Source organism: Legionella stuttgartensis, from assembly GCF_977063405.2.
Map to the genome: position 1 here is coordinate 520,511 of NZ_CDRUHA020000060.1, position 24,709 is coordinate 545,219.

Consider the following 24,709-nt stretch of genomic DNA (forward strand, 5'->3'; position numbering starts at 1 on the left):
TCAATTTAGTTTATTGTCCTAACATATCCGGATTACTAATTTCATTTAGTTTGACATCATTATTGATTACAACAGGCGTGCCATTTTGTAATTTTATTTCTCCGGCACTTACAACTAATTGTCCTGCCTTAATTCCTTTTTTGATTACAGTATAATTTCCGCGTTGTTCTCCTGTGGTAACAAAAACACGCTTAACGGTGAGCAGATCAGAACCGTCGGGGTTTTTCTTACCCTCTGCATTTTTCTCTATAATGTACACTGCGTTACCGTATAAGCTGTAAGATATTGCGGTTGATGGCACAATCACTGTATTAGGCTCAGGAGGTTGACTTATTTCAATTGAAGCAAACATACCAGGTACGAAGGTAAAACTATGAACTTTATTCTTGCTGTTTAAATCAGAATTACAAGTAACAATTCTTTTAGTACCCATTGGCTCTTTTCGGGTTTGAACTAAGGGAGAATGTTCAGGGTCTTTAATTGCAGCTGCAGGGCAATTAGCCAGCGTACCTTGGACTAACATATTGTGTGTGTTTAGATCCACTTTAGAGTTAATCGCAGTTACTTTGGCCTCAAACAGCGCATTAGGAAATCCTTCTACAGAAAATGTAATGCTTTGATTGGGTCGAATACGTTTATACATTTGTTCTGGGAGATAAAACTCTAAATACAATGGGTCAAGTGATTGTAAGGAAACAATCGTTGTTTGCCCTGGGCTGATAAATTGGCCTAGATTTACTTGCCGTATACCTAATTTGCCCGCAAAAGGTGCAGTAATATGCTTTTGATTGATCTGTGCTTGAGTTTGATCTAATTTTGCCTGGGCTTGATCGAGATTTGCTTTAGCTTCATCAACACTGGAAATAGGGGCAGCACCTCGTTTATATAAGTCATCTTGACGTTTGTAGCTAAGTGTTTTCAGAGTTAATTCTGCTTGATTAAATTTTAATACTGCTTGATCAATGCTGTCATCAATAGTAATTAAGGGCGCATTTTTATCAACATACTGTCCGGATTCAAAATCAATTTTTACCACATTTCCTGAGGCCTGAGCGCTTACATCAACCCCATTAAATGCAACGAAATTCCCCACAGCGTTAATGCTAGGCTGCCAGTCAACTGATTTGGCAACCGCTGAGGCAACAGAAACAGCAGGTGGTTGGTAGCTTGCAAAAAAACGCTTAATCAAAAATGCTTTGATCAGGTTAAAAGCAATGATCCCACCGAAAACAATCAGTAAGGCTACTCCCATGATGATCATTCGCTTTTTCATTAATACTCCCCTAAATGCTTAAAAAAAACGATAATTTTGAAACCCGCCAAATATAACATGAAAGATGAATATTATTACCCTTATTGTGCTTATAAGTTTCAATTTTATTTATTTCATGGTTATAAAAATATCCTATTGACTAAATACAACACTTTGCTACTATGCAGCTTTTATTAAACGAAGGAGAAACCATGAAGTTGAAGTCCTTGTTATTTGCTCTTTGTTTTAGCTTGATAGGTCAAGCTTTTGCTGCAAATGCACATTTGCATCCTAAAGCTACCGAAGCTGACAAAAATAAACCTGCTGGTAAATCAATGATGTATCCAGGTTATTGTGAAATTGAAATCATCAATAACAGTGTTGATAATGTTCGTGTATACGGTTCTTTTGATGATGGTGCTCCTTTAGATCCATTCACAATATTTTACTATGATGCACCTCATTACATCAGCTTGTACTACTATGGTTACTGTCACTCTGGCATGAACCTTTTAATCCAATCTCCTTATGGAACTATTTACTCTGGTTGGACTAATGTAAATAGTACCGTACGTATCGTTAATTACCTGAACAAAGGTATTAAAGGTGATAAAGTTGAGATTACACCTAAGAAATAAGTAATTTCTAAAAATAAGCGTTAGCTTATTTGACGATAGGGAAGTTGCATGCAATGCACCTTCCCTTTTTTATTTGTATTTCAGGAGTTGTTCATGAAGCGTTTAATCCCTTGTCTTTTGTTATTACCCCTATTGACTTCGTGTGAGCTGAGCGAACCGGAATATTATGATGCAGGTTATTATCACTCTGTTCCTCCTCGCGCTGAAATTTATGGTTTCGATGAGCGTCCACATGACTACCGTCATCCTTCTCCTTATCATCGAGGTCACAAAAAAACAAATGCAGCACCAAGTCAGGCTAAGGTGCATGGCCATAGTCAACAGACTCATGAGCATACTTCTAATCAAAAACAAGTGGTTGTGAACAACTCAACTCAGAGCAATGTTCATGGACATGAAAAGAAAAAAAATCAGACAGTGAAACAACATCCTTCAGAATCTGGATCTAAGGTTGTAGTTACTGAATAATGAAAAGTACTTATGAATGGAATCTATGTGTGATTTTCCTGGGCATGCTTGGTCATAGCCCAGGGAATGCACTTTTTTAAATCAAAAATACAGCATGATTTTCAATTTATATTCACAATTCGTAACAAAGTAAATTTTGTGGTAGTCTTAGGACGTTTTTTCTTTAGGGGTTTTGAGGATGCGTAACTCACTTAAAATACTGTTTGTAGGACTTTTATCTATACTTATCATAGCATGTGTTGCTTCTCCTGGAAGTGAAAGTACTGGAGAGTTTTTGGATAGTTCGACTACCACTACTAAAGTCAAAGCAACATTAGTGAATCAATTAGGGCGTACGGGTTTAGCCGTCCAAGTTAAAACCTTTAAAGATGAAGTGCAACTTAGTGGTTTTGTTGCTACCCCAAGATTGAAGCAAAGAGCAGGGATGATTGCTGCAAGCGTGGATGGTGTTAGAAAGGTACGTAATGACATCATCGTTAGACCTTAACCATTTTCCCAAGGATTACTCATGTTTGACCGAAGCTATACTATAGAAAATTTTGATAATGAATTATTTCAAGCTATTGTTGATGAGCAACGCCGGCAAGAAGAGCATGTAGAGCTTATTGCCTCGGAAAACTATGTGAGTCCTCGAGTACTGCAAGCTCAAGGTTCGGTGTTAACTAATAAATATGCAGAAGGTTATCCCGGCAAACGTTATTATGGCGGATGTGAGTACGTAGATGTTGCTGAAGAGTTAGCAATCGCTCGTGCTAAAAAACTTTTTTCAGCAGATTATGTTAATGTCCAACCTCATTCTGGATCCCAAGCTAATGCGGCAGTAATGATGGCTTTATTAGTTCCTGGTGATGTTGTTCTAGGTATGGCATTACCTCATGGTGGTCATTTGACTCATGGTTCCAAAGTTAATTTTTCTGGTAAGCTTTATGAGGCGATTCCTTATGGAGTAGATGCGAATACTGGTTTAATTGATTATGATGTATTAGAGAGTTTAGCCCTAGAGCATAAACCTAAATTAATCATTGCAGGGTTTTCTGCTTATTCACGAGTTCTTGATTGGCCACGGTTCAGAGCAATCGCAGATAAGGTCGGGGCTTACTTAATGGCAGATATTGCCCATGTTGCCGGATTGATTGCTGTCGGTCTTTATCCCTCTCCAGTACCTTATGCAGATGTTGTAACCACCACGACCCATAAAACACTCAGAGGGCCAAGAGGTGGAATGATTTTCTGTCGTGCAAACGAGGAAATAGAAAAAAAATTGAATTCTTCTGTTTTCCCTGGAAACCAGGGCGGACCATTAATGCATGTGATCGCTGCCAAAGCAGTTTCTTTTGCTGAGGCCTTACTGCCTGAATTTAAAACCTATCAACAACAAGTTTTGTTGAATGCTAAGACAATGGCTTCAGTACTTATGAGTCGCGGCTATAAAATTGTTTCAGGTGGCACTGATAATCATTTATTATTAGTTGATTTAATTGATAAGAATATTACTGGTAAAGAAGCTGATGCAGCTTTAGATAAAGCAAATATTACTGTGAACAAAAACACAGTACCTAATGATCCTCGCTCTCCTTTTGTAACGAGCGGCTTACGTTTGGGAACTCCAGCAGTTACAACAAGAGGATTTAAAGAAAAAGAAATAACGCTTTTATCTAATTGGATAGCAGATATTCTTGATGACATTAACAATGAAGCGACCATAGCAAAAGTTAAAGAACAAATATTGCTTTTGTGTCGTGAATTTCCGGTTTATGGATAATTATGTTTTGTCCTTTTTGCCACGCAGAAGAAACTAAAGTAGTGGACTCACGCTTGGTCGCGGAAGGTGCCCAGGTACGTAGAAGACGAGAATGTCTTGTTTGTCATGAACGGTTTACTACTTTTGAAACAGCTGAATTAATCATGCCGTTAATTGTTAAACGTGATGGTAGGCGTGAGCCGTTTAATATTGATAATTTACGTTCCGGCATGTTGCGCGCTTTGGAAAAAAGGCCTGTGAGTGTTGATGCTTTAGAGGCATCGATTATTGCGATTACCCAGGAAATTCGCCGTCGAGGAGAACGAGAGATTGACTCCCAGATCATAGGTGAATTGGTCATGAAGGAATTATATAGTTTGGATCATGTAGCTTACGTGCGGTTTGCGTCTGTTTATAAACGCTTTAAAGACGTAAGTGACTTCAGACAAACAATAGATCAGATGAATAAAGACTAGGGTAGCTAGGAAAATTTACTTATTCGGCCACTAGGCCCCCCAATAGGTAAATTTTTAATACCTTAGTATTGGCTTTTTTATGCCCCCTCTTAATTAAATTAAAGAGGGGTTTTATAGATGTTTACAAAGAATTCATGAGGTTAAGGTGGAAAAGCAGTCAATTAGCGGTAAAAGAAAAGCCAGAAAATTAGCACTTCAGGCTCTTTATCAATGGTTAATGTCTGGAAGTGATTTAAATGAAATCGAAGCACAATTTCGAATTGTTAACAACATGGATAAAGTAGACGTAGAGTACTTTTGCCGTATTTTACATGGCGTTCCAACTCATGTTGAAACCTTGGAAGCAAGTATTACTCCTTTTCTTGATAGAGAAATTACCGGTTTAAATCCTATTGAGTTGACTGTATTACGTATTGGTTCTTTTGAATTATTACATTGTCCTGAAATTCCATACAAAGTCGTCCTTGATGAATCAATATCATTGACTAAAGAATTTGGTTCTCAAGATGGGCATCGTTATGTCAATGGTGTATTAAATAGCTTGGCACAACAAGTACGTTCAGTCGAAATCAGTCATAACTATGGATGAATTCTCACTTATTAATCATTTTTTTAAACCACTAGATTGTGAACGTGAAGATGTATTATTAGGTATTGGTGATGATGCTGCCTGTGTGCAGGTTTCCCAGGAAATGAATTTACTGGTGAGTACGGATACTCTGGTGTCAGGAGTGCATTTTCTCCCTCAATGGAATGCCTATGATGTCGCATTCCGAGCAGTTATGGTTAATGTGAGCGATATGGCCGCTATGGCGGCAAAACCTTGTTGGATTACTCTTGCTCTAACTTTACCAGAATTCAATCAGCAATGGTTAACTTTATTTACGCAAGGACTAAACGATTCGCTAAACCAATTTGATATGAGTTTAATAGGCGGTGATACCACACAAGGTCCTTTATCGATAACGCTTACTGTTTTTGGGACTGCGCCCAATGGAAAAGCGATATCACGAAAAGGGGCAAAACCTGGGGACATAATCGTGGTTTCAGGTGAATTGGGTGGTGCCGCTTTAGCAGTAAAACTTCTTGAAAATCAGCACATATCTGAGCAAGATAAAGCTGAATTAATGGGCAAATTAGTACACCCAAAACCTCGAGTGGATTTAATTGAATTTTTACGAGGTTATGCAACTGCAGCAATAGATATTTCAGATGGACTTAGTGCGGATTTAAGCCATATCTGTGTTGCGAGTGGTGTTGGTGCTTGCCTCAATAAAGAAGCAATTCCAGTACACCCCTTGCTTGATAAATATTGGTCTGAGAATGCAGTTGAGTTGGCTTTGACTGGTGGTGATGACTATGAGTTATGTTTTACCATACCAGAATATCATTTAGACTCCTTGATGAATGATTTTAAAAGCGCTAATTTGCAGTGTTACCCCATTGGAATTGTTGAGGAACGACCTGGTTTAAGAATGAAAGATGTGAACCATCAATATCATGAGCTAATCCCCAAAGGATACTCACATTTTTAGCCTAGAGGTACGAATAGAACCGAGGGGAGTGACTATTGTAAATTAATGCATTTTGATCCAACCTTCCAAGATTAGCTAAGTAAGAGAAGAAGAAATGAAACCAATAAATTTAGCAAAAAGTGTTTTTCAGGATCCTATTTATTTTATTGCCTTCGGGTTTGGCAGTGGTTTAATGCCGACTGCTCCAGGTACTTGGGGCACATTAGCTGCTATACCCGTGTATTTACTGCTTATGGGTTCGAATTGGGTGGTATACCTTTTATTTACCCTCCTTGCTTTTCTATTGGGCGTATGGGTCTGTGAGAAAGTTTCTCAAGATTTGGGTGTGCATGATTATAAAGGGATTGTTTGGGATGAAGTTGTAGGCTATTTGTTAACTATGTTTATGGCACCCCACGGAGTAAAATGGATGATCTGTGGTTTTGTTTTGTTTCGAATTTTTGATATTTGGAAACCACAACCTATTGATTACATCGATCAAAAAGTACGTGGTGGTTTCGGAATTATGCTTGATGATGTATTGGCCGCAGTGCCTGCCTGGTTATTGATGCAACTTTTAGCATGGAGTTTTGCATAATGAATGAAAACCATAAAGAGCTCATTAGTATGGGCTTAACTGTTGGGATTGTAGTTCTTAGTTTATTTATTATTCATCGTTTTATTCCTTCATTAATATGGGCCTCCATAATCGTTATTGCTACCTACCCTTGGTATGAAAAATGGCGTAGGTTTTTTAGCAATAAAAATAATTTAGCAGCGTTACTGTTTACAACCTTGATTGGTTTGTTGTTTTTACTTCCATTGAGCTGGTTATTGGGCCTGTTAATTAAGGAATTACAGATATTTATTAATTTCCTGCAAGATATAAATAATCAAGGTGGTGCTGCCCCTGTATTTTTAAGAGACTTTCCATTTTTGGGGAATGATTTAGTTGCTTATTGGGATGAGCATATTGGTAAGCCAGGAATGATTAAAAGTTTATTATCTAATGTACATTTATCGCTCACCCCAACAAGCTATTATGTGAAACAAATAGGGGCAAGTTTAGCTCATCGAAGTGTCCAAGTAGGCTTCACGCTATTAAGTTTGTTTTTCTTTTATCGTGATGGCGATCAACTATTATCACAAATTTACCAAGTAGGAGAATATTGCCTCGGAAAAAGATGGTTTCGTTACGCAGATAGGTTACCCAGAGCATTGAGGGCTACAGTTAATGGAACTATAGTAGTTGGGCTTGGGGTAGGTATCTTAATGGGAATTTGTTATGGCTTGGTTGGTTTCCCAGCACCTACTTTAGTCGGATTTATCACCGCACTGGCAGCAATGATCCCCTTTGTTGTTCCTATAGTTTTTATTACGGTAGCAATGGTTCTGTTTTCTTTTGGTAGTATGATTGGCGCAATTGTAGTTTTGGTTTGGGGAACACTTGTAATGTTTGTTGCAGATCACTTTGTTAAACCTGTTTTGATTGGTGGCGCAATTGAGTTGCCTTTTTTAGCTGTATTATTTGGCATTTTGGGCGGGGTAGAAACTTTAGGTTTGCTTGGTTTATTTGTAGGACCGTTGGTTATGGTTTTGTTCATGACGTTATGGCAAGAACCGCAAATTCTGAATCCTAAAAAAACACTTCAGTATTAAAATAAGGATTAAGGCTGTCTCCATCTCTAGATCCCGCGGACAAGCCGCGGGACGTAGATATTATAAGTCTCGGAAAACTTAAGGTGAATTGAAAGGGCGCTGCGCTCGGGCTTGACGATACCCAACTTAAGATTTGGACTCAAGATACAATTATTTATAATTACATTGATCAAAGCGATAAACGATACCAGCGTTCCCCATCTGAACTTGTAAGGTCCGTCCAAAATCGTCGTTACTGGCTGTTGCTAAATAACGATAGGCAGCATTTAATGCCCAGTTTTCATTAAAATTAAAAGTTAGCCCAGCAGTTCCCTGATATGCAAAGGCACCTTCTGTAACACCAAAAGAGGCTGCTCCAAAAGGACCCGTACTATTCAAAGAAGTCTGAATATATGCATATCCAATACCTACTCCTAGGAAAGGAGAGATTGTCGGTAGGATAACATCAGCAAAATCATAATAAATATTCGCCATACCCACATTGGCATTCGTGTTACCTGATACTCCAGTTTGATCAATGAAGTCAACATCAAAGTCTTTGGTATTAGCCCGTAAGTAGGTGTACTCCAATTCATAACGGATGGGGTTACTTTGATAACCTAAACGTACCCCGGCATTAAAACCATTTTCATAAGCGACGTCATCAAATAGAAATCCCAGTTGGTGTTTTGATACATTCCCTGCTATGTGGGTATATCCACCAAATACGCTGGAATACCATCCATTCACTGGTACTGCAGCTACAGCAATACTACTTGATAATAAAGCAGCTGAAAAAAATGCAAATTTCATAACATCCCTTTGTTATTATTTTTTTTGTCGAATCATGTTAACGTGTTACTTTAAATTTGCAAGTATTAGACACGCATATTTTTTGGAAGGAATGATGGAGGTGCTTTTTAATTATAAAAGAGTGTTTAATTTCGGTAAAATTTATCAGCAATATTCTGGAGTTGGCTCGTGATTAGCAAAAACAGATTACCTTCTGTAAATTTAAAAGGGAAACTCTTTATGGCAAAATTTGGAACAAAGTCTATACTTCCAATTGGCATTTCTTATTTAAGAGTTCTTTGTAATAGGATGCCAATGCCAACAAAGATTAAAGCGAATGCTCAAAACATTCATTAGAGCACCTAGTTTTAGCGAAAGCGAGTCCAAATTTTTTCTTTTTGAAGATGCAAGTCTAGGCCATCGGCTAAATGGAATGATGTTTAGGAATGAACAATTGTATAACTTTGCGCGATGTAGAAAAATTAACATGACTATGCCGATACGATCAATTTAGCATAATAATTTTCTACTTGTATAAAATTAACATTAATGTAATGATGAATTTGCATCATGAAAAGGAGTTTCAAAATGCCAAAAAAAAAATCATTTAAAATACCCAAAGAATTTGTTGAACAAGTAGTAGGTATCATTGCAAATGAGTCCGAAGAAGGACGCCAAAAAATAGTTGCTATTGCTCGAAGAGCAGAAAAAAATTATCAGCAACCTGTAAAATCATGGCTAACCGGTTGGGTATATCAGTACACCAGAACTCGGGGTGAAAAAATAGAACAATCAATTAATGTCATGAAAGACTTCCCTGATGCTTATACTCGATTACTAGAATTAAAACTCATGATTAGCGAAGGTGAGTGGAATGTAAACAGCTCCTATAATTATTTCCTCTTTCTAGAATTAATCGATGCAGTCCCTGATTACCAAATGGTTGAAGACAGCCAACTTCCTAAATTTATTATGGAGCTTAAAGAAGACGTATTAGCAGAGATAAATAGCTTTATGTATCAATATAAAGGGACATTGGAAGAGAAAAAAAAGCAAGAAATTGAACGTGAAGCGATGATTCAATCATCAATGCAAGCAGTTAAAGATGTACTAATTTTTAATAATCTTGCCACGGCGAAAAATCAATCGGTGCAACAAGACAAAATTGTTTTTGCTTTAAGTTATAAAAATCCTCAATGGCATCTTTATTGGGTTGATTCAACGGGAGAGGTCTATCCTCTAACTCCGAGTGAAGAATTGGCTCAGAAGCTAGCCACATTTGAAGACCGAGACATCGAAAAATTAAACTCTGTTCATTTAAAACAAGTTAAACGAGAGTGTCTCAAAGCAAGAGAAGAATACCTTGCTAAAGTTCGTTTACTCATCAATCCAGAGAATACCAAAACAAAACTTGCATTAACTAATGAAGATCTTAAAGTAAAAGGAATTACTTCAACTTTTGTTCTACGTTGTGGCGAAAAGGAAGAGATAAGTCTTTGGTGGATAAACAGTCTGGGTAGTGCAAATAAAATTTCATTATCTGATTATCCCAAGCTGGATTTCTGGTTAGCCAATCAGAAAGGAACATTTAAAGAAGCAGATGTTTTGCAGCTTAAAGCCTATTTATTGCAATTGAACACTACTCAATCCATTGCCTCAGCGAAACTGGATGAAATGAATAGTATGTTTTCTCAAGTATTGCATAATAAGCCGAAGCAACAAGCACCTACCAGTCAAGGCAAAATAAACCTGAAGCAATTTGCTCTTATCGAACAACATATGAAAGCTAGGGTAGAAAAAGAAGCTACAAAAACCGCTAACTTATCTAAGGAAGAGATTGTTGATGAGACTGATGTAGAAGTGAAGCCTGACTTATCTCAACGAGAAGCTGTTAAAGAGAAAGAGACAACTATAGAAATCGATTCTAAAAAGTTAGAAAAAAGTAGATATGAAGCGCTTTCAAAGTTACCGAATTTCTGGCAACAACGTAAAATTGCTGCAGAACAATCAGCGATGGAAGAATCAAAAACTTTAACTAATGGTTAATTTTTATCTCCTCCCAGATGCACAAGCAAAACCAGGATAAATTATTATTTACCACGTCATCCTGAGAAGTTTGCGAACGAAGGATCCTCCTGAATTTAGCGTTATATATTGACAGGAGATCCTTCACTGGCATCTTCCATTCATCTTAATAGTTACGTGACTTATAACAATACCACGTCCCACGGCTTGTCCGCGTGAGGTACTGAGCTCGCTTATTCCTGAATGCTGCGAAGATAAGTGGCTGTCGAGGAAAACTTAAGGTGGATTAGAAGTCTGGCATACGGGATAACAAACTTGCGTTTAAAAACCATTGGTGATTGGATAACGCCAGTCTTTTCCAAAAGCAGTTGGACTTATTTTAATTCCTGGTGCCGATTGGCGGCGTTTATATTCATTGCGTTTGATCAAGTGAATTACTTTGTTTACAGTTTCCGCAGAAAATCCTTGTTGAATGATTTCGGCAGGTGTTAAGTACTGTTCCATGTAGGCAACAATGATTGCATCTAATATCTCATAGTCAGGTAAACTATCCTGATCGGTTTGATTTGCTCTTAATTCAGCCGATGGAGCACGAGTTAGAACACGCTCGGGAATGACTTCAGAAAGACCATTGCGATAACGTGCAAGCGCATAAACCTGAGTTTTAAGTACGTCTTTTAATACGCCAAATCCTCCGGCCATATCTCCGTATAATGTAGCGTATCCTACAGCGGATTCACTTTTATTCGATGTTGTGAGTACCATTTTTCCTGTTTTGTTAGACAATGCCATAATTAACAAACCACGAATACGTGCTTGAATATTTTCTTCGGTTGTATCAGGGGCTAGTCCTGTAAAAGCTGGCTCAAGAGTGGTCATCAGTGCATCAAAGGCGGGTTCAATCGATAGTATGGAATGAGATACGTTCAATTTTTTTATTTGAGCTAATGCATCTTCATTACTCATTTGCGCGGTATAACGCGAAGGCATAAGCACAGCATGAACTCGCTCTGCTCCTAAAGCATCTACTGCTACAGTCAAAGTTAATGCCGAATCGATTCCTCCTGAGAGTCCGACTAGAACTCCGGGAAAATGATTTTTATTTACATAATCGCGAGTACCACAAACTAGGGCGTCATAGATTAATGGTTCAAACTTAAGAAGAGGAGCCACTTCACCTTTGATTTGGTTTCCTTGGATTTCAACAGTACGTAAATCTTCTTTAAATGCGGGAGCGCGTGCGCAAACTGTCCCTTGTGTGTCGATCGCTAATGATTGACCATCAAATAATAGTTCATCCTGGCCACCAATTTGGTTCACATAGATTATGGATATACCGCGTTTTGCATAAGATTTTAAAAGCGATTCTCTTTTGTGATATTTACCGCAATCAAATGGAGAAGCATTCAAAATGAGTAGGACAGAAATTCCATTCTCTATCAAATCTTCGGTGGGGCCGGGATGCCATAAATCTTCGCAAATCATTACTCCTACTTTGTAATGATTTATATCTAAAATACATGGAATTTTTTTGCCTGGAGTAAAATAACGTGCTTCATCAAAAATTTCATAGTTAGGTAGATTTTGTTTGTGATATTCGGAAATCTTTTGCCCATTATGAAAAATACTAACACTATTGTACAGCTGTTGTGAGTTACGAGCAGGATGCCCAGCTAGAACATAGCAATCTTTGGTTACAGCTTGTATTTGTTTTAAATGCTCGTTAACTGCTTCTTGAAATTCTTTGCGAAAAAGTAAATCTTCAGGAGGATAACCTGTTAAAGCCAGTTCAGGAAAGAGGATTACATCATGCGCTTCTTGTTCGCTTTTTATAATCTCTATAATTTTATCTCTGTTTGACGTTAAGGCACCTACTGTGGGATTAATTTGTGCCATAAGTACACTAAGCTTATTTTGCATTATATATACTCTAAAAAGATCCAAAGTTCGAGTAAGCAGGTCTGATGACAACGACACTATCTTGGTCAAAATGATGAGACTTTAAAGGATCCAATTCTCACACACGTCGTAAGTTTCGGGTGTTTTAAAATCTCATCATTTTGTCTTAATCTAGCGAATTGTCAACAGACCCTTACATAAAAAGAATCTTAAATTTGAAGATAAAATTGTTAATTAATTTAAAAATTGACTAAAATAGATCCTTTGCCCAGTAAAAAGTCCGTTTTATGTTAAATGAAGCACTCTCAAAAATGCCAGAAGTCTTTGAAGCCAAAATATTATTGCGAGGTCAAGAATATTTTGAAAATGGACATGTGCTCAATATTCGTTTTAGCGATGGACTGTTAAAGGGACGAGTCAAAGGCAGCTCAAGTCAGATTTATGATGTACATATGGATTTGAAAGCTTGGCCCAAGAAATTAGCGCATTGTACTTGTGCGTATCAATACAATTGTAAACATGCCGCTGCTTGTCTGTTTGCTTTGCGTGATAGAGAAAAAGGAAGTTCGCAATCTGTTTCTGGGACTAAGTTAAATAGAAGACTGGATAGCTGGTTGAAAAATTTGCGGGCCCAAGAAGCTGCTGTAGTGAAAGCACCGGAAGTGACTCATCATTTAGTTTATCTCATAGAATTAAGACTTGATGGCTATGAACACCGAGTGGCGATTAAATTAGCTTTAGCCAAGTTATTAAAACGTGGCGGTTATGGAAAAATGATTCCTTTCAATAGTCTTTCTGATTCCAAAAAGCAACATTTTATTGATGATGATAATGAGCTGGTCGCCTTGCTGCTGTTTAAATGTGGTGTTTCAGGTTGGTTTGATACATTAACCATTCGTAATAGCGAATTATTAGAGAGAGTCCTTGCCACAGGAAGAGCTTTCTTTATACAAAATCAGGAGGAACCAATTCACTTAAGTGAGCCTATTCAAGGTACGTGTGAATGGGTGTTATCTCATAATGGCAGTCAAAATTTGTTATTAATGCATGAAGGAAAAGCACTTGAGCCTTTATTGTTGGATGACTGTTGGTATTTTAATTGTTTCGAAAGCAAAATGGGACATTTAACTACTCCATATCCAATAAAACAATTGGGTTATTTATTGGAAGCACCTCCAATACCAATGGATCAGACGGAATTATTAGCAAGTAAAATGGCTCAAACATGTCCTGAATTTCCCATACCTCAAGTTTTTAAAGAACGCGAAGTTCGTAAAGTTATGCCAGTACCGGTGCTTATCCTAGATGCCATTAGTGAGCTTGGTGAAGAATCCTCCTGGCTTTATGATACTGAAGAAGAATTGCATGCCTTATTCACAGCCCATATTGTATTTGATTATGCGGGTTTAAAGATCTCAGCCTCTGAAGAGTGCGACACCGTAGTTTGCCATCAGGAAGGGGTTTTAATTGAATATAAGCGTGATAGGGATTTTGAGAAATCAAAATGGGATGAAGTGCAGAGTATACTTGAGTTGCGGGTGCCAAGAGCTTGGGAAAATGAACAATGGGAAAAAGTAAAAAAAGCTGATTTTGTTTTGCAGAATATTAAAGTTTTGGCGGATTTGGAATTTCTTTACAGCCAATTATTGCCCGAGTTAAAAAGTCGTGACTGGCAAGTCGAGTGCATTAGTTCTTTGTATCAAGAAGTGATTCATGCTGATGATGTAGAGTGGTATTCAGATCTGTATGAAAATACAACCGATTTCTTCTCATACCAATTGGGAATTTTGGTTGAGGGTAAACCAGTCAGTATTGTACCTTTGGTGGCCGATTTGATTCATCGTTACAGTGGTAATGATTTGGATAATCTGCCGGATACACAATTAGTTAAATTACCCTTACATGATGGGAGGGCTTTGCAGTTAGAAATGGGACGAATTAAGCCTTTGGTTCGTTTGTTGCTGCAATTTGGTGTGCGTCATATAGATGAAAACCAACAGGTACAAATTAATAAATATCAGCTTATTCTGATGCGAGAGGCTGAATTAGCTATTGCAGCTACTAAAACTCGTTGGCAAGGGGCTGAAATCTTAAGAGAGCAAATCCGCCAACTTTCTCAATTAACTCAGATTCCTGAAGTACAGCCTCCCACCGGCTTAAATGCGCATTTGCGGGATTATCAGCGTGATGGATTGAATTGGTTACAGTTTTTACGGACAAGTCATTTTAGTGGAATTCTCGCTGACGACATGGGATTGGGAAAAACAGTACAAACCTTGTCTCATTTACAATATGAAAAAGAACAGGGTCGTATAAAGGCGGCGACCTTAATAGTTGCTCCAACGAGTCTTGTTGGAAATTGGCAGGCTGAAGCAAAACGTTTTACTCCTGAATTAAAGGTTCTAATCTACCATGGTTCAGATCGTCATCAGGATAATTTTGATGACTATGACATTGTTGTTTCTACTTATGGGTTAATACATCGTGATAAAGATAAATTTATAGCTTATCCATTCTATTACCTTATATTGGATGAAGCGCAATTTATAAAAAACGCGCGTACCAAGACCACGCAAATTATTCAGCAATTACATGCGACTCATCGTTTATGCCTGACGGGTACACCTTTGGAAAATCACTTAGGTGAGTTATGGTCTTTGTTTCATTTTTTAATGCCTGGTTTACTAGGTGATGCAAAACAATTTAGACTTTGGTTCAGAACCCCTATAGAGAAATATGCAGACTTGGGTAGACGGGAAGTACTCACTAAGAGAGTACAACCTTTTATATTGAGAAGAACAAAAAATCAGGTGGCTCGTGAATTGCCTCCCAAAACTGAAATGACCCGCACTATAGAGATTGTTGGCTCCCAGCGTGATCTCTATGAAGCGATTCGTATGAGTATGGAGAAAAAAGTTCGTGATGCCATAGCTAAACAAGGATTAGGTAAAAGTCATATTCTTCTTTTGGATGCACTACTGAAGTTACGTCAAGTGTGTTGTGACCCTAGACTATTGTCATTGCCAGCAGCAGAAATCGCCCATGGAACTTCCGCCAAACTAGAAGCACTAATGGATTTATTAGATAATTTGGTGGGTGAGGGTAGGCGCGTTTTGGTTTTTTCACAATTTACTTCGATGTTGCAATTAATTGAAGATGAATTACGCGCAAGAAATTATGATTACTTAAAGTTAACAGGTCAGACAGTACATCGGCAGGCAATGGTGGAAAAATTTCAGGAAGGAAAAACGCCTGTTTTCCTTATCAGCTTGAAAGCCGGGGGTACTGGACTTAACCTGACACGTGCTGACACAGTAATTCATTATGATCCCTGGTGGAATCCAGCAGTAGAAGACCAAGCGACCGATCGAACACATCGTATAGGTCAAGAAAACCCTGTGTTCGTTTATAAGTTGATTACCTCAGGTACTGTTGAGGAAGCTATTTTAGGGATGCAAGAGAAAAAGAGATTACTAGTAGAAGGTATTTTATCTGCTGATCCTGCCAAAGCGATGACTTTAAGTGAAGAGGATGTCGAGCAGTTTTTTATGCCCCTAGTATGAGTTGATGTTATTTTCTAGTAGCCTCCAATGTATATTTTACCCCAGATAAACATCCATTTTTTAAATTTATTCTATTTAAAACTGGCATAGTTTTCGATCATGGCATAAGCTATAAATGATTGTAAACACGGAGAAAATTATGAACTTATGGAAGCTAGCTTGTGGTTTTTTTGTTGCCGCGTTCTATTTACCTGCAGCACTTGCCGCATCTCAAGCACCGGTAGGTACCTGGGTAACAATTGATGATAAAACAGGTAAGAAAAGAGCAGTTGTTACCATTAGTGAGTCTGGTGGTACTTTAAACGCTGTTATTAACAAGGTATATCCACAACCTGGTGATACTGGTATTTGTGAGAAATGTCCTGGTGGATTTAAAGGTAAGAAAATTCAGGGACTACAGTTTATGTGGGGATTAAAAAACGAAGGCAATAATGAATGGAGTGGTGGGCAAATATTAGATCCTAAGTCAGGTAAAATCTATCGTGTCAAACTCACTGTCCAAGGAAATAAACTCTTGGTGAGAGGATATGTGGGTGTTTCTTTATTAGGCCGTACTCAAGTTTGGCAAAAGCAATAATTTATCAATTGAATTCACCCCGAATAGTTTGGTTCGGGGTGACATCCTTTTAAAAGAACATTACAATAGACATCGTTCCAAATTCTCATAATGTCACTACCATGTATGATCTGCAAAATTCCAAAAAGACGGTTGATCCTTTAAAACGCCCACCTCATTCCGTGGAAGCGGAACAATCCATCATTGGTGGATTAATGTTGGACAATGAGGTTTGGGATAAAGTCAGCAATAAATTATGTGAAGCTGATTTTTATCGCACTGAGCATCGAATTTTATTTCGAGCCATTTCTTCTTTGGTGAAGAAAGATCAACCTTTTGATGTAGTGACCCTTCTTGATGCATTAAAGTCTTACAACGAATTGGATGACGCAGGCGGGGAAGCCTATTTGTTTGAACTGGCAAATAATACACCCAGCGTTGCTAACGTATCTGCTTATGCTGATATTGTGCGAGAAAAATCGGTACAAAGACAGCTTATTGCTGTAGCTACTGAGATTGCTGATTCGGCTTATAATCCTGGGGGTAGGCAAGTCCCTGAGTTACTTGATATGGCTGAAACTCGAGTTTTTGCTATAGGTGAACAAACAGCCGGTGATGGTGGCCCTGAAAATATAAAATCCGTTTTAGTTCGTGCAGTGGAAAAAATTGATGCACTTTATCATAATGGTGATGCGATTACCGGACTTGCTACTGGCTTGTCTGATTTGGATGAAATGACCTCTGGATTGCAGCCTTCTGATTTAGTTATTGTTGCAGGTCGTCCCTCTATGGGTAAAACGACTTTAGTGATGAATATGGCAGAGCATGCTGCAATTAAATCTGGAAAACCTGTACTCGTTTTTTCTATGGAAATGCCCTCGGATTCTTTGGCAATGAGGATGATGTCTTCTTTAGGACGTATTGATCAGCATAAAATTAGAACGGGTAAACTGGATGACGATGATTGGCCTCGTGTCACTTCTGCCGTCCATATGCTTTCGGAAGCTCCTTTATTTATTGATGATACTCCTGCTTTAAGTCCTGGTGAAATGCGTGCACGAGCCCGTAGGTTGGCCAAGGATCATGGAAATATTGGGCTAATTGTGGTGGATTATTTACAATTAATGAAAGTACCAGGCTTTGGTGCTGATAACAGAACGGCAGAAATCTCTGAAATTTCACGCAGTCTCAAATCGCTTGCTAAAGAGTTGCAGGTACCCGTTATTGCTTTGTCCCAGTTGAATCGAAGTTTGGAGCAACGTTCAGATAAACGACCCGTTATGTCTGACTTACGTGAATCGGGTGCGATCGAGCAAGATGCTGATTTAATTTGTTTTATTTATCGGGATGAAGTCTACAATGAAGATAGTCCTGATAAAGGAACAGCAGAAATAATTGTAGCAAAACAAAGAAATGGTCCTATTGGTAAGGTACGTGTAGCCTTTATTGGTAAATACACCCGTTTTGAAGATTTAGCGTTCAATGGTTATCAAGGGGTAGATTAAGATGTCCAGACCCACCAGATTGGTGATAGATCCCAATGCATTACACCATAATTTAGCGCGGATAAGACGCTTTGCTCCAGGCAAGAAAATCATAGCTATGGTTAAAGCCAATGCCTATGGCTGTGGTGTACATGTTGTAGCACCAATATTGGAAGGGCACGTTGATGCTTTTGGGGTTGCTTGTATTGAAGAAGCTTTGGTTCTTCGTAAAATAGGAATTCGAACTCATTGTATCCTTTTTCAAGGTGTATTTAGTCCCGATGAGTTTAAGGTCGTATCTCAGCACCAATTTGGTTGTGTTATTCATCAACCCCACCAAGTCCAATGGCTTTTAAATACCCCTTTAGAAAGGCCTATTAAACTTTGGGTTAAAGTGAATACGGGTATGCATCGCTTGGGTTTTAAAACCGATGAGCTGCAAGGAGTTATGGATGCATTACAATCATGTCCTTGGGTGGATAAAGAGATTGGCTTGATGACTCATTTAGCATGTGCTGATGAGCCAGAGCGTATTGAAAATTCCCAACAAATTGCTTTGTTTGAAAATATTGCTGTCACAGGATTTAGTCAACGCAGTATAGCCAATTCTGCGGCTATTATTTCGTTTCCACAAACTCATGCAGATGTTGTCAGACCTGGGATAATGCTTTACGGTGTATCTCCTTTTGCCAATCAGACTGCAATTGATTTGGGTCTGCTCCCTGTGATGCGTTTTGTTTCAGCAATTAGTGCCGTTCATTATAATCCGCCTTTAGCTCAAGTTGGATATAGTGGCATTTGGAAAAGTGAAAAACCTTCAATTATTGGTATTGTTGCTGCTGGTTATGGTGATGGATATCCACGGCATATAGCGGAAAATACACCCGTCTGGGTCCAGGGCAAAGAAGTGCCTATTGTAGGGCGGGTCTCAATGGACATGCTTGCTGTCGATTTAACAGACCATTCAGAGGTAAAACCTGGGGCGCCTGTTGAGCTTTGGGGGACTCATATTTTAGTTGAGCGGGTTGCCCAAGCTGCAGGTACTTCAGGATATGAATTATTATGTCAAATCTCTGAGCGAGTGCGTCACGATTAAGAATATATGTAATCCAGGTGTAACGAAGAGGAATTTAGGGGATGTAGATCAACCCAAATCCCAGGTTTCGCACGCTATATCAGGATACTTATTTAACTATGGATAATAACTGAACGTGATGATAGAATTAAAACCGATTTCTATAACCTTTATATTGGGTGATATGTTATGAAAAAAATAGCTGTTGCATCATTGTCTTTATTATTAGTTGGTTGTGCATCAATGAACCATCAGGATGTTGGTACTATCTCAGGTGGAGTTATTGGCGGATTAATTGGAAGTCAATTTGGAGGTGGCCCAGCAGCTAAATTGGCAGCAACAGCTGGTGGTGCTATTGCTGGTGCTTATTTAGGTGGTCAAATTGGTAAATATATGGATAAAGTGGACCGAATGGAAATGCAACGTGCCTTAGAAACTGCACCCACCGGCAGATCAGTACATTGGTCAAATCCAGACACTGGAAATAGTTATACAGTACAACCCACTCGTACTTATTATCGTGAGCATTTACCTTGCCGCGAGTATTTAACTAAAGCAATCATTGATGGAAAACCACAAACATTACGTGGTAGTGCATGTCGCCAGCCAGATGGCACATGGCATGTTGTAAACTAAAGTAATTATATCTAGCCTGGGTAACGCGTAGCGAAGCCCGGGTTTTTTACACCAATTTCCCGGTTTACGATTTGCTATTCACCCAGGCCATACCATTGAGCTTTATTTAACTTCTTCATCCTTTTTCTTGTCACAGCACACACATTTGCAGCAAGAAAATACATTGTACAACCAGGCAATAATAACACCGGTGATGAATGCGTCAATAAAACCAATAATACCGCCTAATATACTTCCTTGGATTGAAGGCTCATATCCTGGATATAAAGAACCCACTGCAACCACAAAACCACGCCCATAGGTATAATAGTAAGCAATTAATCCCAATACCAAAATAGATACACCCCAAAGAACCCCAAATGCAAGACCTAAAGCTACAGGACTTAATTTGCAACCTTTCATGCTCGTCTCTCCTTATAGTGCCATTAAAATTGTAGCTGGGTGTAGTGTTGCGAACCCTGGGCTTCGTTAATGAACTCCTGGGGTTTACTAAGCTTTACCCAGACTACGAAAACAGCAAAACTACAATAAATTCAATTGCCTTTCTTAAAGTATAGACTACTTTGGCTCAAGCTACTGGGATGTAAACTGCCCTAATTAATTAACAATTTTTCACAAATTGAAAAATATAAAGCTTCTAATTGATATAGATCATTTAAGGAGACGCATTCATTCACTTGATGAATCGTGGCATTAACAGGGCCAAGTTCTACTACTTCAACGCCATAGGGTGCAATAAAGCGGCCATCAGATGTTCCACCACTAGTAGAAAGCTCAGGTGCATAGCCATTAAGCTCGGTGATCGCTTGCTTACAACTTTCTAATAAGGCGCCCTGAGCTGTCAAGAAAGGCTCGCCGCTGAGACGCCATTCAATGATAGGATTCAGATCGTGCTCCTGAAAAGCAGCAAGAACTTTTTCTTTTAATGTGCCATGTGTTTGCTCTGTAGAGTATCTAAAATTAAGGTGTAAAATCAGTTCTCCAGGAATTATATTTGGAGCATGTCCTCCTGATTGAAGGTGAGTAATTTGCATTGAGGTTGGTGGGAAATGATTATTGCCCTGATCCCATAGCGTGGAGGTCAGTTTCGCTAAGGCGGGGCTAATTTTATGGATTGGATTGTCTGCTAAATGCGGGTAAGCAACATGTCCTTGTTTTCCATGTAGACTAATTTTGGCGCTTAATGAACCGCGTCGCCCAATTTTAATCACATCACCAATTTTTTGACTACTTGATGGTTCACCTACTACACAGTAGTCAATGTGAATGCCTTGATTTTGCAAAAGCTGCATAACATAGGGGGTGCCTAGATCGTAATCATCACCTTCCTCACCACTAGTAATAAGAAAACCTAATCTTCCTTGAAATTTGGGATGGGTTTTAATAAATCGTTGTGCCATCAGTAACATGCAAGCTAGGCTTCCTTTCATGTCGGCAACACCCCGTCCGTAGAGCATTCCGTTTTTATTTTGTGTCACAAACGGATCAGACAACCATTTGGTGATATCGCCAACTGGAACCACATCTGTATGACCCGCAAAAACTAGAAGAGGTCCAGATTCTCCATAAGATGCAAAGAAGTTGGAGACAGAGCCCTTATTCATCCGCTGACAGGTAAATCCTGATTGCTCCAAAAATTGAATCATAAACTCTTGGCAACCAGCATCTTCGGGGGTAATCGAGGGAAAGCTCACAAGCTTCGCCACGATTTCTTGTAACTCTTCTATCATTTTTTTTGACTCAATCATATGCTAGTTAGCTCTCAATAGTTCATTAATGCTTACTTTCGCTCGGGTTTTTTCATCCACCTGTTTCACAATGACCGCGCAATATAAACTGTAGCTTTTATCTTCACTGGGTAAGCTACCCGCTACTACCACAGATCCTTCCGGGATACGACCATAGGTAATTTCACCGGTAAGACGATTGTATATTTTAGTACTTTGTCCTAAATAAACGCCCATAGATAAGACAGAGTTTCGCTCCACAATAACCCCTTCAACTACTTCTGAGCGGGCGCCGATAAAGCAATTGTCTTCGATAATTGTAGGATTAGCTTGCAATGGTTCTAGTACACCACCGATGCCTACTCCACCCGAAAGATGCACATTTTTACCGATTTGGGCACAAGAACCCACAGTTGCCCAGGTATCTACCATGACTCCTTCATCAATGTATGCACCCACATTGACATAAGAAGGCATTAAAACACAGTTTTTTGCAATGTATGCTCCTTTGCGGACCATGGCATGAGGTACCACGCGTACCCCTGTTTGTTTAAATTGCTCTTCAGTATAGTTATTGTATTTAAGCGGCACCTTGTCATAAAACTGACAAAAACCGGAATCAATTACTTGATTGGGGTAAAGTCTAAAAGATAAAAGAACTGCTTTTTTTATCCATTGATGTACGACCCATTCATTATTTATTTTTTCAGCAACTCGATATTGACCACTGTCCAAACACGAAAGCACCTCATTAACTGCGGTGACGAGTTCAGGAGGCGCTGTATCAATGGACAACGTTTGACGTTGCTCAAAACCTTGTTCAATTATAGTTTGTAAAGTCTGCATCTGTTTTTCCTCTGTTACTTTTGTATTCAGGGTGTATTGAAAAATTTAATTTGCCAGTGCATATTCCAAATCAGCTTGTAAATCTTCCACATGTTCTATGCCCACTGAGAGCCGAATAAAACCATCTTCAATTCCCAACGCTTTCCGTTGTTCTGGAGGGATCGATGCATGCGTCATAATTGCTGGATGCTCTATCAAACTTTCTACGCCCCCTAGACTTTCAGCTAGAGTAAATAATTCACAGCGAGCAAGAAAGCGTTTGGCTGCATCAATACCCCCATCAATTACCATGGAAATCATACCGCCAAACCCATGCATTTGCTCTTTAGCTAACTTATGTTGAGGATGGTTTGCAAGACCTGGATAAATGACCTTTTTTACTCCGGATTGATTACTGAGCCAATTTGCTAAATGATGCGCATTTTCACAATGTCGCTCCATACGCAACGACAGGGTTTTTAAACTTCTTAAAACCAGAAAACTGTCAAATGGACCTGCAATTCCACCACATGAGTTATGAAGAAAAGCGATTTTGTCCGCTAAATTCGGATCATCGCCCACGACCACGACCCCGCTGACTACGTCTGAATGGCCATTAAGATATTTAGTTGCCGAATGCAATACGATGTTAAATCCTAATTCAAGAGGTCTCTGAATCCAAGGAGTTGCAAATGTATTGTCTGCTACAGCGATGAGATTATTGCGCTTTGCTATTGCCGCTATTTCACGTAAATTGGCTAGTTTTAACATGGGATTTGAAGGGGTTTCTACCCAAAGCATGCGTGTTTTTGGTGTAATCGCCGCTTCTATATTGCGAGTATCAGACATGTCTACAAAGGAGAAGGATAACCCTGATGTGCGTGTTTTGACTTTGTCAAATAAACGAAAAGTGCCGCCATAAAGATCATCCATGGCCACAACATGATCTCCTACATCTAATAAATCAACAATTGTATTAATTGCAGCCATTCCAGAAGCAAAAGCAAAACCTCGTTCTCCAGACTCTAAACTGGCAATACACCCTTCATAGGCACCACGAGTCGGGTTATGTGTACGCGAATATTCATAACCGAGATGTTCGCCCGGTGCAATTTGTTTGTAAGTTGAGGTTGCATATATTGGTGTCATGACTGCACCGGTACTTGGGCAAGGGTGTTGACCTGCATGAATGGCTCGCGTTTCAAAGTGATTCTTTTTCATTGGACTGTCCTTAGGGCTGTAAATTTTTTTAATATCGATACCCTTCATTAGACCTCTTTCCAAACGCGACCGAGGAGATGAATAACTTCGACGAGGCGGTGCTCGCATCCGCATGTACTGGCGTGTACATTTAGGTTCTTCTCACTGCGTCTCTTCGTATTCACTTTCTCAGGGCGTTTGAAAAGAGGTTTATTTATAGACGGGCGATCTTTTCAGAGCGGTTTATGTAGGATATTCTAGTGGGGGTTCTATATATAGGCAAGTTCTACTTCTCTAAAGAACAATGAGGAGTCTAGGTCTAGGCAAGTTTATACTGCAGGGGCGTTTTGACAATGAAATTTGATATTCAAGCTTTATTTTCAGCAAAATACGCACAATGGATTATTATTGCCTTAATTTCGCTTTTTTCCATATTGATTATTACTGAATACGCTACATTGATATTTTCCCCGGCTAATATGCAGACAGAATCTGTAACCACAAATGAGATGCCGGTAATTGCAAAGCAAAATTCATTTGATGCTATTTTACATTCTTCTTTATTTGGTGTTTATGTTTCTGATAATTTAACTACTATTAAGAAATCGATGCTGAATGTTACTTTAGTAGGGATTTTGTTTGCTAATCAGATAAATGATTCTCAAGTAATTATTCGTTCTGCTGATGGAGAGGAAAATACTTATAAATTGGGGGATACTATTCCTGGGGGGGCAGTGATCAAACGCATTATGGCGTCTGGAATTTTGGTTGAACGCAATGGTGCTTTAGAGAGTTTAAGTTTGCCCAAAAATGAATTAATCTTTGAACCAGTAGCCAAGCCTTTGGAAGGGGAATAAAAAATTTATGAGACGTTTATTTAACCTATTAGTCGTTGTAATTTTTATTTCTATTCTTGCTGGATGTGCTATGACTAATGCCATCAATTTGCGTGAAGGAATTGATAACTTCAGACTCGAAGAATACCGCAAGGCGTTTATCCGTTTAAAACCATTAGCTAAGCAAGGTCTGCCTGATGCACAATATGCTGTAGGTTATATGTATTATTATGGCAAAGGAGTGGTAGAAGACCGAAAGAAAGCGTGGTTTTGGATCAATGCGGCTGCCAATTTAGGACAACCTGATGCAAAAGTAGCAATTCAAATATTAGCCAGTGGCGGTTCATTAAGCTAAAAACATTTT

Annotated in this window: 24 protein-coding genes; 17 read left to right on the forward strand and 7 right to left on the reverse strand. The window is 38.9% G+C overall.

Annotated features, from left to right (window positions below):
- Positions 1-10: 10 nt before the first annotated feature.
- Positions 11-1,273, reverse strand: a complete 1,263-nt coding sequence (locus tag ACWTEW_RS21600; RefSeq protein ID WP_454780573.1) for an efflux RND transporter periplasmic adaptor subunit — start codon at positions 1,271-1,273, stop codon at positions 11-13.
- Between the two features lie 191 nt (positions 1,274-1,464).
- Between ACWTEW_RS21600 and ACWTEW_RS21605 the strand changes: the two genes are divergently transcribed.
- The 9 genes from ACWTEW_RS21605 (at position 1,465) to ACWTEW_RS21645 (ending at position 7,748) form a co-directional block, all read left to right on the forward strand.
- Complete coding sequence (locus ACWTEW_RS21605) at positions 1,465-1,890, forward strand: hypothetical protein (protein WP_454780574.1); 426 nt, start codon at positions 1,465-1,467, stop codon at positions 1,888-1,890.
- Between the two features lie 93 nt (positions 1,891-1,983).
- The gene (locus tag ACWTEW_RS21610; protein ID WP_454780575.1) at positions 1,984-2,358 is read left to right on the forward strand and encodes a hypothetical protein; all 375 of its coding nucleotides are present in this window, start codon (positions 1,984-1,986) and stop codon (positions 2,356-2,358) included.
- A 178-nt stretch (positions 2,359-2,536) separates the two neighbouring features.
- Complete coding sequence (locus tag ACWTEW_RS21615) at positions 2,537-2,845, forward strand: BON domain-containing protein (protein ID WP_454780576.1); 309 nt, start codon at positions 2,537-2,539, stop codon at positions 2,843-2,845.
- 21 nt (positions 2,846-2,866) lie between these two features.
- Positions 2,867-4,120, forward strand: a complete 1,254-nt coding sequence (gene glyA / locus ACWTEW_RS21620; protein ID WP_454780577.1) for a serine hydroxymethyltransferase — start codon at positions 2,867-2,869, stop codon at positions 4,118-4,120.
- A gap of 2 nt (positions 4,121-4,122) precedes the next feature.
- On the forward strand, positions 4,123-4,575 hold the full coding sequence (nrdR, locus tag ACWTEW_RS21625; RefSeq protein ID WP_058468406.1) for a transcriptional regulator NrdR: 453 nt from the start codon (positions 4,123-4,125) through the stop codon (positions 4,573-4,575).
- A gap of 145 nt (positions 4,576-4,720) precedes the next feature.
- Positions 4,721-5,164 carry a transcription antitermination factor NusB gene (gene nusB / locus ACWTEW_RS21630; protein ID WP_454780578.1) on the forward strand — a complete coding sequence of 148 codons (444 nt, stop codon included), beginning with the start codon at positions 4,721-4,723 and terminating at the stop codon, positions 5,162-5,164.
- Complete coding sequence (thiL, locus tag ACWTEW_RS21635; protein ID WP_454780579.1) at positions 5,157-6,110, forward strand: thiamine-phosphate kinase; 954 nt, start codon at positions 5,157-5,159, stop codon at positions 6,108-6,110. The genes nusB and thiL overlap by 8 nt, the downstream gene beginning before the upstream one ends.
- A gap of 94 nt (positions 6,111-6,204) precedes the next feature.
- A complete protein-coding gene (locus ACWTEW_RS21640; RefSeq protein ID WP_454780580.1) occupies positions 6,205-6,687 on the forward strand; it encodes a phosphatidylglycerophosphatase A family protein in 483 nt (160 codons plus the stop codon).
- Complete coding sequence (locus ACWTEW_RS21645) at positions 6,687-7,748, forward strand: AI-2E family transporter (RefSeq protein WP_454780581.1); 1,062 nt, start codon at positions 6,687-6,689, stop codon at positions 7,746-7,748. Before ACWTEW_RS21640 ends, ACWTEW_RS21645 begins: the two co-directional genes overlap by 1 nt.
- 150 nt (positions 7,749-7,898) lie before the next feature.
- On the opposite strand, the gene ACWTEW_RS21650 is transcribed toward ACWTEW_RS21645, so the two are convergent.
- Positions 7,899-8,540: an outer membrane protein gene (locus tag ACWTEW_RS21650; RefSeq protein WP_454780582.1), complete on the reverse strand. Its 642-nt coding sequence runs from the start codon at positions 8,538-8,540 to the stop codon at positions 7,899-7,901.
- 567 nt (positions 8,541-9,107) lie between these two features.
- On the opposite strand from ACWTEW_RS21650, the gene ACWTEW_RS21655 reads away from it, so the two are divergent.
- Complete coding sequence (locus ACWTEW_RS21655) at positions 9,108-10,565, forward strand: hypothetical protein (protein ID WP_454780583.1); 1,458 nt, start codon at positions 9,108-9,110, stop codon at positions 10,563-10,565.
- A gap of 300 nt (positions 10,566-10,865) precedes the next feature.
- On the opposite strand, the gene ACWTEW_RS21660 is transcribed toward ACWTEW_RS21655, so the two are convergent.
- Positions 10,866-12,464 carry an NAD+ synthase gene (locus ACWTEW_RS21660; RefSeq protein WP_454780584.1) on the reverse strand — a complete coding sequence of 533 codons (1,599 nt, stop codon included), beginning with the start codon at positions 12,462-12,464 and terminating at the stop codon, positions 10,866-10,868.
- Between the two features lie 266 nt (positions 12,465-12,730).
- On the opposite strand from ACWTEW_RS21660, the gene ACWTEW_RS21665 reads away from it, so the two are divergent.
- The 5 genes from ACWTEW_RS21665 (at position 12,731) to ACWTEW_RS21685 (ending at position 19,757) form a co-directional block, all read left to right on the forward strand.
- Entirely contained in the window at positions 12,731-16,006 is a 3,276-nt protein-coding gene (locus tag ACWTEW_RS21665) for a DEAD/DEAH box helicase (RefSeq protein WP_454780585.1), read from the forward strand.
- Positions 16,007-16,145: 139 nt separating this feature from the next.
- Positions 16,146-16,583: a DUF2147 domain-containing protein gene (locus tag ACWTEW_RS21670; RefSeq protein ID WP_454780586.1), complete on the forward strand. Its 438-nt coding sequence runs from the start codon at positions 16,146-16,148 to the stop codon at positions 16,581-16,583.
- Between the two features lie 101 nt (positions 16,584-16,684).
- Positions 16,685-18,067, forward strand: a complete 1,383-nt coding sequence (gene dnaB, locus ACWTEW_RS21675) for a replicative DNA helicase (protein WP_454780587.1) — start codon at positions 16,685-16,687, stop codon at positions 18,065-18,067.
- Between the two features lies 1 nt (position 18,068).
- The gene (gene alr, locus ACWTEW_RS21680; RefSeq protein WP_454780588.1) at positions 18,069-19,142 is read left to right on the forward strand and encodes an alanine racemase; all 1,074 of its coding nucleotides are present in this window, start codon (positions 18,069-18,071) and stop codon (positions 19,140-19,142) included.
- Between the two features lie 168 nt (positions 19,143-19,310).
- Complete coding sequence (locus tag ACWTEW_RS21685; protein ID WP_454780589.1) at positions 19,311-19,757, forward strand: RT0821/Lpp0805 family surface protein; 447 nt, start codon at positions 19,311-19,313, stop codon at positions 19,755-19,757.
- 102 nt (positions 19,758-19,859) lie between these two features.
- Here ACWTEW_RS21685 and ACWTEW_RS21690 read toward each other — a convergent pair whose 3' ends face one another.
- From ACWTEW_RS21690 to ACWTEW_RS21705, 4 genes are all read right to left on the reverse strand, one after another.
- A complete protein-coding gene (locus ACWTEW_RS21690) occupies positions 19,860-20,159 on the reverse strand; it encodes a bacteriophage holin (RefSeq protein WP_454780590.1) in 300 nt (99 codons plus the stop codon).
- A gap of 191 nt (positions 20,160-20,350) precedes the next feature.
- Positions 20,351-21,487 (reverse strand): succinyl-diaminopimelate desuccinylase, encoded by a 1,137-nt coding sequence (dapE, locus tag ACWTEW_RS21695; protein ID WP_483099562.1) that lies wholly within the window; start codon positions 21,485-21,487, stop codon positions 20,351-20,353.
- A gap of 21 nt (positions 21,488-21,508) precedes the next feature.
- A complete protein-coding gene (gene dapD / locus ACWTEW_RS21700) occupies positions 21,509-22,330 on the reverse strand; it encodes a 2,3,4,5-tetrahydropyridine-2,6-dicarboxylate N-succinyltransferase (protein ID WP_454780592.1) in 822 nt (273 codons plus the stop codon).
- Positions 22,331-22,375: 45 nt separating this feature from the next.
- Positions 22,376-23,530 carry a trans-sulfuration enzyme family protein gene (locus ACWTEW_RS21705; protein ID WP_454780593.1) on the reverse strand — a complete coding sequence of 385 codons (1,155 nt, stop codon included), beginning with the start codon at positions 23,528-23,530 and terminating at the stop codon, positions 22,376-22,378.
- Positions 23,531-23,862: 332 nt separating this feature from the next.
- Between ACWTEW_RS21705 and ACWTEW_RS21710 the strand changes: the two genes are divergently transcribed.
- Positions 23,863-24,366 carry a type II secretion system protein N gene (locus ACWTEW_RS21710; RefSeq protein ID WP_454780594.1) on the forward strand — a complete coding sequence of 168 codons (504 nt, stop codon included), beginning with the start codon at positions 23,863-23,865 and terminating at the stop codon, positions 24,364-24,366.
- 7 nt (positions 24,367-24,373) lie between these two features.
- Positions 24,374-24,700 (forward strand): tetratricopeptide repeat protein, encoded by a 327-nt coding sequence (locus ACWTEW_RS21715; protein ID WP_454780595.1) that lies wholly within the window; start codon positions 24,374-24,376, stop codon positions 24,698-24,700.
- Positions 24,701-24,709: the final 9 nt, after the last annotated feature.